This window comes from Paenibacillus agaridevorans, from assembly GCF_003112455.1.
Taxonomy (GTDB): domain Bacteria; phylum Bacillota; class Bacilli; order Paenibacillales; family Paenibacillaceae; genus Pristimantibacillus; species Pristimantibacillus agaridevorans.
On sequence record NZ_BDQX01000007.1, the window covers coordinates 16,621 to 28,927 of the forward strand.

The 12,307-nt window shown below is 47.3% G+C and carries 4 protein-coding genes and 1 pseudogene; all 5 read right to left on the reverse strand.

Going from position 1 to position 12,307, the window contains the following annotated elements:
* Nucleotides 1-449 precede the first annotated feature (449 nt).
* The 5 genes and pseudogenes from PAT3040_RS00230 to PAT3040_RS00250 all read right to left on the reverse strand — a co-directional run bounded on the left by PAT3040_RS00230 (nt 450) and on the right by PAT3040_RS00250 (nt 12,285).
* Nucleotides 450-8,570 carry a family 10 glycosylhydrolase gene (locus PAT3040_RS00230; RefSeq protein WP_108991042.1) on the reverse strand — a complete coding sequence of 2,707 codons (8,121 nt, stop codon included), beginning with the start codon at nt 8,568-8,570 and terminating at the stop codon, nt 450-452.
* Between the two features lie 303 nt (nt 8,571-8,873).
* The gene (locus tag PAT3040_RS39805; RefSeq protein WP_373271279.1) at nt 8,874-8,960 is read right to left on the reverse strand and encodes an S-layer homology domain-containing protein; all 87 of its coding nucleotides are present in this window, start codon (nt 8,958-8,960) and stop codon (nt 8,874-8,876) included.
* Nucleotides 8,957-10,252: a histidinol dehydrogenase gene (hisD, locus tag PAT3040_RS00240; RefSeq protein ID WP_108991043.1), complete on the reverse strand. Its 1,296-nt coding sequence runs from the start codon at nt 10,250-10,252 to the stop codon at nt 8,957-8,959. The genes PAT3040_RS39805 and hisD overlap by 4 nt, the downstream gene beginning before the upstream one ends.
* A 31-nt stretch (nt 10,253-10,283) precedes the next feature.
* Nucleotides 10,284-10,574 (reverse strand): annotated as a pseudogene (locus tag PAT3040_RS00245) (hypothetical protein); the annotation flags it as partial.
* A 40-nt stretch (nt 10,575-10,614) separates the two neighbouring features.
* On the reverse strand, nt 10,615-12,285 hold the full coding sequence (locus PAT3040_RS00250; RefSeq protein WP_108991045.1) for a hypothetical protein: 1,671 nt from the start codon (nt 12,283-12,285) through the stop codon (nt 10,615-10,617).
* Between the last annotated feature and the right edge of the window lie 22 nt (nt 12,286-12,307).

Here is a 12,307-nt window from a genome sequence, read left to right on the forward strand (position 1 = left end):
ATCATTTTGGCTGCTTGTTCCGTCAAAAAAACGAAAAGCCATCCCAAGCAGCTAACAAACAGCTGCTTTTGAGAGACGACTTTAAGCTTAAACCCAACTATTTTTTCCCGCTTTTGTTGCCTTTTTTGTCCGACGTTCGAGTTGTTGTATTTTGGACACCATGCCCTTGCTGTTTAGACAATTCAGTTCCCCCCTTTGCAGGTGATTGGTCATAGTATACACACTTTACACCTCAATAATGTTCGGTAGGAGCAGGTAACGCTGACTTATATGGTGAAAGTAGTTACACCGCCCCGTACGAACAATGATTTAGAGCAATTCTTTCGCTGGAAGGGGCCACCTGTTACGATCATTACTATGTTCCGCTCACGAATAAACATCTACCATGAGAAATAGCCAAGCCCCCAGCTCAATTGCCGGGGGCCTGGCTTTACTGATCGACTTCAGCTTTATTCACTTGCGAACTCTAGCGCTCTAAGCAGAACGACCACCGACTCGGCTCTTGTTGCCGTTTGATTCGGAGCGAACTTGTTGCCGCCGACGCCTTGAACGAGCCCGTTCTCAACAGCCGTTGCAACTACCGCTCTAGCCCATGCCGGGATCTCGGCGTCATCCGCAAATCCAGTTGTCGCCTTGGAGTTGTCGGCGAAACCAAGCGCATTTACGATCATCGTCACCATCTCGACGCGGCTGATCTTCGCGTTCGGTCTGAAGCTGCCATCGGAGTAGCCTTTCACGATTCCAGCTTGCACAGCTTGAGCGATGCCTTGTTTCGCCCACGAGCCGATGGCTGCCATATCGTTAAACTCCAGCTCGGCTCCGTTTCCTTGCAAGTTCAGCATGCGAGCCAGCATGACTGCAAACTCGGCACGGGTAACCTCGCTCTTCGGCTTGAATGTGCCGTCAGCATAGCCGCTGATAATGCCCTTTGCTGCTGCAAGTTTAATACTTGCTTCCGCCCAGTGGCCTAGAATGTCGCTAAATTTGACTTCAAAGTTCTCTTCAGGCTTAGGTTCCTCTTCTTCCGTTACCGGAGCATTTACATTTACAACGCAAGTTGCGGTCATATTTCCATCTGTGGTTGTTACTGTGATGATTGCCGTGCCGCTGCCTTTAGCTACAACTCTACCTGCACGATCAACAATCGCAACATTTTCGTTGCTGGATTTCCAGGTCACAAGCTTAAGGTCGGCATTACTTGGCCTAATAGTTGCTGTCAGCTGAGATTCATCGCCAATATTCAGTTCCAATGTCTGTTTATCCAGACTTACACCTGTAACATGTATCGGAACGTATATCACTTCATGTACTGGTATTTTTGCGGCAATAAATCTTGCTACAGCGCTTTTTAAGTTTACAGTTGCGCTATCGATGTCTTCCTGGGTCTTTGCATCCGCTTTGGCCGTTAATGCAGCTGTTATTGCAGCTTCCAAGGCATCTTTTGCACTTTGCGGATACTGCCCAGGATTTGTACCGATTCCTGCCGTGTCTCTTAAATCTGCAGCTATTTTTATTTGATTATCCAATTCGGTTGTATCGATTGTCTCTGATGGCATGCTTACAGTTACAACAGAGGTTGCGGTTTTATTTCCATCCTCGGTTGTCACTGTGATAACCGCTATCCCCTCTGCTATTGCTGTAACCTTGCCGGTGTTATCAACTGCTGCAATTCCATCATCGCTTGATGTCCATGTTACATTCTTATTAGCTGCTCCCGATGGAGTGATAGTCGCCTTTAATTGATAAACACCGCCAACGTTTAATTGAAGCGTTTCTTTATCAAGGCTCACTTCCTCGACTTTAATATTCGGATCAACTATTTGTGCAGCCTTAAAGCTTTCTACTGCGGCTTTCAAGCCTTCCGCTGCACGATCAATCTCTTCCTGGGTCTTTGCATTAACCTTTATAGCCGATGCAATGGTTACTGCAGCAGTTAAGGCATCTATTGCCTCTTGCGGATACTGCCCGGCTTCTGTACCAACCTCAGCATTGTCCACTAGTTCCACAGCTGCTACTATTTCGCTGTCCAATGCGGATGTGTCGATCATTGGTAATTGAGTGCTTTCATTTGACGGAATGCTTTCATCGCTAAGCCTGTTTAATGCAGTCACAACATAATTACTAGTTGGTTGACCTGTCTGATCCGTATAGCTTTGCGGACCTGTCTCACTCTTACGAACTTTAGCAATCAGTTTAACAGGATTGTTAATGTCTACAGCCTCATTATCTTCAAAACGATAAACGGCATAGTATGCTGTATTTTCATCATTATCCTGCCAGCTAATTGTATGGCTCCCGTCTTCAAATGTTCCACTTACTAATACCGGAGCTTCAGGTGCAACTCCACCCTTCCACGGCATTGCCGGCATAAGGGCTTTGGTAGCCCATAAGTCGTTCTTAATAAGTGATGCAGCGGAAGCAGCGTTAGGAGAATTTACTTTAAACGAGTTATACGTAAAAATCATAGTACCGTCTATATGGGGGTTTGCAGCATTAAACTTAAGCTGGCGTGCAATTTCCTGATCCCCAACACCCGGGGTATTCCAATACTTATCAGTAGTTCCTTCAACAGGATTTAGCCAGTACAAACCTACACCCATATATAGCTGTGTGTGTACATCAGGGTTGTTTTCAAGCAAATCAGACCACCATGATGAAACAACTCCATACCCTGCAGCCGAATTTGCAAATGTCCAGTACACCTGCGGGGTTATATAGTCGATTATTTCTTCTAATACCCACTTCTTAGTATCTGCATAAGCACGGTCATAGTTTGGTATTCCGGCCGAAGTTTCAGAACCATCCGGATGTCCGTCTTTCTTGTTGCCCCATACGCCTGCCGGGCTAATCCCGAATTTAACCCACGGCTTTGCTGCGTTTATTCTATTATGCAGATTTTTAACCAGTGTATATGTGTTATTTCTGCGCCAATCCTCAATCTTCGGAAACTCGGTTTTGTCGGCATAGGTATCATATGTGCTCTGATCACTATACCCGGCATCAAAACCGCCATTGCTGCCAACATAGAAATAATCGTCAAAGTGTATGCCGTCTATATCGTAATTCTCGACTATTTCCATAACGGAGTCTTCAACATATTTCGCAGCTTCCGGAATGCCTGGGTCAAGGACAAAGCGGCTTGTGCCGACCTTTATCCATTCCGGATGCTTGGCATAGATACTATCAGGCACCTGGCTCAACATATTTCCTACTGCATTTAAGTCCGATAAAGGCTTTCCTGATTCGTCCTTATACATGGCCGCCGGCATGGAAACGCGGTATGGGTTAGCCCACGCATGCAGTTCGAGATTTCTTTTATGCGCTTCTTCAATTGCGAACTGCAGCGGGTCGAATCCCGGATCAACATCCTGTTTTCCTGTCAGCCAGTATGACCATGGTGCAAGCTCTGATTTATAAAATGCATCTGATGTCGGCCTTACTTGGAACATCACTGCATTGGCGCCTGTTTCCGCAAGATCATCAAGAATTTTTATAAGGTCTGCTTTTTGCACCGCCGCACGAGCTTGCGTGTCTTCAATCTTCCATGAATCTGTTGATGGCCAGTCAATATTAACAACAGTGCTTATCCAGGCGGCACGCATCTCACGTTTGTTTACCGGTGTTTCCTCTGGAACATTATACTTATCCCATGGAGCTGCTATTCGTGCTGCAAGATATTTTGCTACCTCTGTATTTAATGCGGCTACAGCCGCATCAATAGCATCCTGGTCAGCATGAATATCGCCTACAACTACTTGTGCTGCTGCAATTGCGGTTGTAACAGCAGTATTTGCATGTTGCGGATACTGTCCGCCAAGTGTCCCTACTACGGTTGAATTAACCTTAGCCTGTGCATCAGCAATAGCCTCAATCAGTTCAGTTTTATCAACATCTAATGGAACCATTGCATCCTCAAAAGCCTTAATTGCAGCATTTAGATCGTTAAATATACGATCAATATCTGTCTGGGTTTGTGCATCAGCTTTAGCAGTTGTTGCAGCCGTTATTGCCGATAACAAATCATCCATTGATTGTTGCGGATATTGTCCGGGTTCAGTTCCTGCAACTGCTCCATCATGCAGAGCTATAGCCTTTGCTATCGCAGCATCTAAATCAATTGTCACTAAAGGCGAAACCACCATTCCGTCAAAATCAGCAACAGCTTGTGCTAATGCCGTTTTTGCCGCCTCAACATCTCCTTGTGTCGCGCCTGCATGGTTATATACTGTGTTTGCTGCATCTATCGCAGCTTGCAGTGCTACCTTGGCTCCGCTTTGATATTGTCCTGGCAGTGCTCCTTCAACTGCGAGATCATGTTTTGCCTTTGCGGCATCTATCGCAGCTTTTAAACCCTGAATATCAATTAGCGGAATTTGTGAAGTTTTAAAGGTGTTAACTGCAGCATTTAATGTTTCTGCTGCACGATCAATATCCGACTGTACGGTGCTGCTTACCAAAGATTGTGCAGCAATGAGAGCATCATTCAAAATGGCTGTGGAGCCTATAGGGTATTGACCTCCCTGTGTCCCTTCCACTGCGCCAAGAAGCAGGGATTTTGCAGTTGCAATAGCTCCTATCAGTCCTGTTTTATTTAATGTAGCAGCCGGAGTTACATTATATATTGCAGTAAGGTCGTCCATGTAGATCGTACTGTTTACTCTGCCAGCAGATGAGGTTTCAACTAATCCAGGCATAATGTTTAGCAAAAGGCCCGTCGATGCATTAAAAGTTGCTTGCGGTACATCATAGGTTACAAAATTCCAGCCTGATTTCATCACGGAATTGGCTGGCAAGAAATTGGCGGTTGTGGCTGAAGTACCGTCTGCCTTTCTTATTTCTGCACGTAAGCTGAAAATCGTCTCATCATTGCCATAAAGCCAAAAACCAATTTTGTTCGGTGTATTCTCTCCGGTAAATTTCAATTTTTGGTTAGGGTAGGATGCACCTTTTACATAAGCACTTGCTGTTCCGCTTGTTCCCGCAAAATAATAATCAATCTTAAATGATCGATTTCCGTTTTTCACGTAATGGGGATCATTGTTATATGAAATAGCGGGCTTAGTGCTTCCTCCATCATTAATCCAGTCAACAATGCTCTTGCCGCTGCCATGGTCTTCATAGTCCTCTATGATCTGATGCCGCTCGCTTACAATCTGTGCAGCCATATAGGCCTCAACTGCTGAGTTAAGCAAATCGGTAGCACTATAAAGATCTGCCATAACGGCTGCAGGATTGTTCATAACGCTAGCTGCAGCATCAATAGCGGCATTAAGCCCCATGCGCTCTGATAAAGGATACTGCCCGTGGCCTGTACCGGCAGTCGTGATGTCATAAAGGCTTTGCGCAGCTGCAATTGCCCCGCTTATTTCTGTCGTATCCTTTGTTTCGCTTCCATAAACAGCCACAAGATCATCGATATAAATGGTGCTGTCCACCTTATCATTGGATGATGTGGCAACGATACCAGGCATAAGTGTTATAGTGAGACCCGTAGATTGATAGGACGGAGCCACCGTGTACTCCAGATACTTCCATCCAGTAAAATTCAGCGTATTAGAAATGTTTTGATTTGTATTAGTGGAACCAGTCGTAATTCCTGCACGGAACTCTGCCCTCAGAGCAAAAGTTGTAACATTATTTCCGTATACCCAGAAACCTATCTTTTGCGGGACTTCCCCGGGTTTAAACACAATGCCCGTACCTTGGTTCGGACGAACATAGGCGCTTGCAGTACCTGCAACTTTGGATAACTTATAGTCAACCTTCAAGGAACTATTTCCACTATGCTTTATAGCGGTATCATAGGACAAAGTTGGCGGTGTGCTGCTGGCGCTGTCGCCTGTCCACTTCATCAAGCTTTGGGCAGCTCCACCGTTAACAACCCCATTTTCAAAGTCGTCCAGCACTATTACTGCAGCAACTTCAACCGTAGCTGTAACATTAGTGGATGTACCGTTTATTGTCCCTGTAACCGTAAATCTGTGTGTTGTTAAGCAGTCAACAGCCGGATCCACACTTGGCCAGGTTACTAAAACAGTGTCCATCGTGCCATCATCATAGGTGACCTTAACCGTATTTGGAAGCTTCGGTGCTACGCCGATACCTGTCTTCACATATACCGGATCAATGCTTGCTATGTTTACAGCGCTTTCAACAGTTACCGCAGCTTCTACCTTCATTGCGGCACCTTCAACTGTTCCCTTTACGGTAAAGTCATTAATTCTAGCGTAGTTTTCTGCCGGAATATCATCCCAGACTACTGCTACACTTGAGCTTGTGCCGTCAGAGTATGTGGCATTAACGCTCGGGGGAAGTATTGGAGGTATTCCCACCCGAGTTGTAACAGCTATGGGCGCATATAAGTTAACTGCCGGATATACGATATAGTTGCCTTCTGCTTTTAGATTTGTTCCATCAACTATTCCCTGTATGCCTTTCACACTTGGATTTCTGTATTCATCGAAAGGTGCGGCGTTTTTATAATCTTCAGGATCCGGAGTTTCCCATATAACGGGAAGTGACGAAACTGTATGGTCTGTATAAATTACATCTACGGTAGCTGGAAATACCGGAGCCGTATTTTGTTCTGTTCTTACAATTACAGGATTAATATATTTGATAGCCGGTGCAACAACTGAAACATGTGCTTTAACAGTCATTCCTGTTAGTGTTCCGTTCGTATGAATAACTGTCCCGGTTACATCAAAGCTAGTTCCGGCAGCGGAATAAAGATTAGGGTCCGTTATCTTCTCCCACTTTACCATCATATTAGCCGGAGAACCTGATGTCATATTAACCCTTACGGATACAGGAAGAACCGGGGCTGTACCGACTGCAGTAGTAAGGTCTGCATCGATTGCACGAACCGGTGTCGGCGCATTTGGCGAGCTCTCGTTTTGGAGGCGGTCAAGTGCAGTGACAACATACTGTACCTTGCTTGGATCTGATACAGCTGTATCGGTATAACTTGTTATATCTTTACCGCCACTATCAACAGTCTTGCCAACAACTGCAATTATTTTTGTTGAATCTGATGTATCAAGATTTTCATTCTCTGCAAATCTATAAATCGCATAATATGCGGTGCTGCCTGTTTCATCATTAGATATCCATGTAACTTCTGTAACGCCACCTACAGCCTCGGCAGTAACATTTGTGGGCATCGCTGGAGCAACGCTGCTCTTCCAGGTTGCTTTTGGAGCTATAGCCTTATTCGCCCAGGCGGTTCTTACTCCATTTTCTACAGCTTCCTTTTTATAAATTCCTGCACCTGGAACAATATTGCTGCTCTGGTATAGGAATGAACCATCGATCCCGCGGCCTGTCATTTCACTTCTATAATTTGTATTGAGTTGTATTTCCCTGATAATCTCATCTTTGGCGTAAGGATCCAAAAATCCCGTTTCCGTTGGATTGGTTGTAGCATTTACCCTATACAATCCCATACCCATATAAAGCTTTGTATTGGGATTTGTAAGGTGATCCGCCCACCATGTTGCTATTACACCGTAGGGAGCCACATCGCGGCCAAAGGGCCAGTAAACCTGTGGAGTCAGGTAGTCAATCAGCCCCTCGTTCCCCCATCTTAATGTATCTGCAAAGCTCCTATCATAGTTTGGTCCACCTCCGGCAGTTGGAGAACCGTTAACATGCCCGTCTTTCATATTGGCCCACATACCGGCAGGGCTGATTCCAAACTGTACCCAAGGTTTTGCTGAACGAATTTTTTGGGAAAGATCGCTGATAAGCTTGTATGTATTATTTCTTCGCCAATCGCCTATGTCTGTAAAACCGCCCTTATACTTTTCAAATGTGGCTTTGTCATCATAATCAAAGGCTTTACCCTCATGGTAGAAATAGTCATCGAAATGAACGCCGTCAATATCATACTTATCAACAACTTCCATAACGCTATCCGCTATCCATGCTTGTGCTTCAGGTATACCTGGATCTACTACATACACGCCATCATAGGCTTTTTTAATCCAATCAAAATGAGTGTTGAAAATACTCTTTGGCAGTGCCTTGAGTTGAGCAACCATGGCATCATTGATCGCAGTTGCGGCACGATATGGATTAAACCATGCGTGCAGCTCTAATCCACGCTTGTGCGCTTCGTCTATTGCATATTCAAGCGGGTCAAAGCCTGGATCGCCGCCTGGTGTCCCTGTCATAACGATAGACCAGGGAACGAGATCAGATTTATAGAGCGCATCGGAAGAGGAGCGAACCTGAAACATAACCGCATTCAGATTGCTGGCAACTGCCGCATCCAAGATATGGCTTAGTTCTTGCTTTTGCTTTTCCACCCTCGCTGCAGGATCAGAAATAGCTAACGATGCCGAGGATGGCCAATCTGAATTGTATACGGTTACAATCCAAGTCGCACGCATATCTTCCTTCTTGGAAACATCCGAGTTTAAGTACTGTTGATAGGGTGTCCATGCATCTGAATCTGGAGGAGTAACCCCCGCCGCTGAAACGTGAATAGCAGGTAACATGGATGTTAGCATGACTACTATAAGCATCCAGCTGCATATTGCTTTGCAACGCGCAAATAAACGATTCATTTTCACTGCTCCTTTTATAAATTTTGATATTTCGCTTCAAGCCACTGAACAGATTCGCCTTATTTCTTTTCCCCATCCCTCCTATAAAGTAACTTCGACAGCTTAAAATCGCTTTGCGGATCCTATCTGAATATTATACAAATTCGAATGTTTCGTCAATAAATTTCACAAACATATTTTATTATGAAATTTTATTTCGACTTATAAAATTATAAGACGACTCGCTCTACTCTGTAGAACGCGGCATCTGTTGCATAAGAAAAGCCCAAGCGCTAACACGCTTGGGCTCAAATATAATGCGGCTCAGTTATATAACTCTGCACGGGTGATGACGCGATCCGGTTGGACGCTGCCATCCGAGTAACCCTGAACAATTGCTTGGAAACTCACTTCGATGCGGACAACTTGGAACGCCCATATCGGCGTACGCGCAGAAGCGCCTGCTCCCTATGCCCCATGAATCGTTCGATCTCGCACAATCTGGCGGCATACTCGCCGACCAGTGCGCTTGCTTCCGATGTGCACGACTGATAGGTACACGTTTTGAGGAACTTGCCTACCCATAGCCCTCCGGTATACCTTGCCGCTCCTCTGGTCGGCAGCGTATGATTGGTGCCGATCACTTTGTCCCCGTAGGCCACATTCGTTTCCGGCCCCAAGAACAATGCGCCGTAGTTCGTCAGGCGCTCCAGGAAATATCGAGGATTCTCGGTCAGCACCTCCACATGCTCGTAGGCCAGCTTATCTGCTTCAATTACAGCCTCTTCCAAGCTGTCTACCACTATGATAATCCCATTATTGTTCCAGGCCACGCTTGCAATGTCCGCAGTCGGCAAAGTCATAAGTTGTCTATCGATCTCGAGCAACGTTTCATGCGCAAGTTGCTCCGAAGTCGTAATTAGTACCCCGGGCGAAGTCGGCCCGTGCTCGGATTGACCGAGAATGTCGCAGGCTACCATTTCCGCGTCCGCCGTATGATCGGCAATGATCATTACCTCCGTCGGGCCCGCGAACAGGTCAATGCCAACTTGGCCGTATAGCTGCCGCTTGGCCTCGGCCACGTAGGCGTTCCCCGGACCGACAACCATATCCACCGGCTCGATCGTTTCCGTGCCCAGCGCCATAGCCGCCATCGCTTGCACTCCGCCGACAATATAAATCTCATCCGCTCCCGCAAAATCCATAGCGCAAACCGTGGCTTCTGGAATTTCGCCATTTATCGGCGGCGTGCAGCAAATGACCCGTTTCACACCGGCTACCTTGGCGGTAAGGATGCTCATATGGGCGGACGCCAGCATCGGATATCGTCCGCCCGGAATGTAACAACCCACGCTATTGACAGGGATATTGCGATGCCCCAGAACGACTCCGGGCAACGTCTCTACCTCCAGATCGCGGATTGTAGCTCGTTGTTTTTCTGCAAAATTGCGTACTTGATCCTGAGCAAAACGAATGTCCGTCTTGGTTTGCTCGGGTACTTTGGCGATGATTTCGTCAATTTGCCGTCGGCTCAGTCTGAACTGCTCTGGAGACCAATTGTCGTAATGCCGGGAGAACCCGCGCACCGCTTGATCTCCGTTCTTTTTCACCTGTTTAAGAATGTCGCGCACCGTTTCGTAAACCCTCTGATCTTGCTCTTCCGCTTCCGCTGGGCTTTTTCCCGTCTTCAGATACTTTGCCATTTGCAATGATCCTCCTTCATTCTGACCTGTATCAACGCTCGCTTACCGAAGAAGCTCGAGAGCCAGTTCGAAGCTTAAAATCCACAAACTTCACGGGAATGCTGCCGTTAGCTGCGGATTGAACGGATAGTGGAAATACCGAGCTCCAGGTAACCGCGTCGTAGACATCGATAGCCGGCTTTCTTTGTTCCTGAATGGATGACACAAACTCCTGCATGACGAAGAAATCTCCGCCCCCATGTCCCGTTCGCAGCGCTTCCGCCGACCATTTCACCCAGTCAGGATGCTCCCATCGTTTCTCGTGCTGCCATAGGGACTGCCACTGGGGATCATGAGCGTTCTCATGTCATAACGCTATAAATTCAGCGAGAGGTTAAGCTGTGCGGTCCCTTCACCCAGTCGTTCCGATCGGGCGTAAGAAAGTAACGATCAAGAAATTCGTCCAAATCTTCCTCCAGCATCCCCAGAACGGTTTGAATCGGTTCTGCCGAACGTTGGTTTTGTTGATCCTCTTTCAACAACGCCGTCAGTTCGGCAAGAAGCCGCTCCGGCACCTCCCGATGGTCTTCGCGATAAGAGCGAATGATGCGAACCAGATTCGTTTCCCGTAAATGATACGCATAGGACATAGCCCGTCTTTGGAAACCGTCTAACTCGTCCAAGTTTTTCTTTAATACGTCTCGAAGCGACGCGGAAACCCTTTCAAGAGCATTCCGTCCTGTTTGAATGGCCGCTTCCGCCCGCTCAGCGCTCAATTTGCATCGAAGCTGAATATCCTCGATCATCCAAGGGTCCGGCTCAAGATCGTCGGTTTTCATGAAGATCGACCTACGCGTGGATTCCCATGAGGGGGTATGGCATTGCTGCCCCCGGATAAACGCGGCAGTCATGGAATGCGACACGTCGCAAAGACCGATTTTGCGGACAAACCAGGAGACATCCCACGGAAACAGCTCGAACGATTCCGAGCTCAGACGCCAGAAAGCCTTCATTTCTTCGGCTGCCATCCCGTAGGGTTCGGCAAGCTTCTCCAGCGCTTCGTCGTCCCCGATGCAGGGATTCCGAAAGAACAGCTCCGTAACCCGTAAATTCGGATCGGGCTTGATCATATCTATGCCGAAGTATTCCTTAATCCCCACTGCGCCGGGAGTACCGGCTATCGCCCTGAGCTGGCGCAAGGTGACAAGCGGGTAAGCGATATGTTCGTAAGGCTCGACTTCCTCCGTTGCGGAAGTAAAGAACCCTTCCACGACAAACGGGATATTCCGTTTGACCGCAAGATTGGCGGCATTTTTCAAAAAACGGTCTACCGGAAGCGTAACGGTAACTTCGGCAATATTCGAATGCAGCGCCAGACTGACGCAATCCGCGTCTAGCTTCTCGATCGACTTAAGCACCTGTCCCGCCGACAATTCCCATGGCTCCCACCAAAGACGTCCTCCGGTCAGCCGCTTCCATGTTCGGGCGAGCAGATTAACGAAAGGGACGACGCGCTCATCCAGAGGAATTCCCCTGCACGACTCGCAGTTTCCGAACTCGTTGCACAGCCAAGCGTCCTGATCGTAGGTGTAGAGCAACAGATCGTCAACCCCGGGAAACTCCTCGTTAAACCGTTCTAGCAGTGCTACATACCTGTCGGGCGTTACGCCGTCCAGCAAGCAATTTTCGAGGGGCAGATCTCGATAACCATCCTGTCCGTTGTAAGGGGCGCCAAAATGGAAAATGGAGCGCATTCCCGCCTGCTTGCATAACTGTATACGCTCTCTGAGATCGTTTCTTCGCCGCTCCCATGCGCCCGAAGAGGAATCGCCGCCTATCGGTATCTTCTGCTCGTATTTAAGCGATGCTTCGCCGGATAACGCTACGACGTCCTCCAAATTTAACGGTTCGTCGTGCGGACGCCCTCCCCAGGCGATATTCAGCTGCAGAGCGTTAAATCCGATTTGTTTCATGGACATTACCGTCTCCTCCGTCCATGAGACAAACTTGACGGGACTTCCGATCAATCCGATTTTGAACTTCAAATTTGCCATTGAGTAGCGTTCTCCTCTCTTC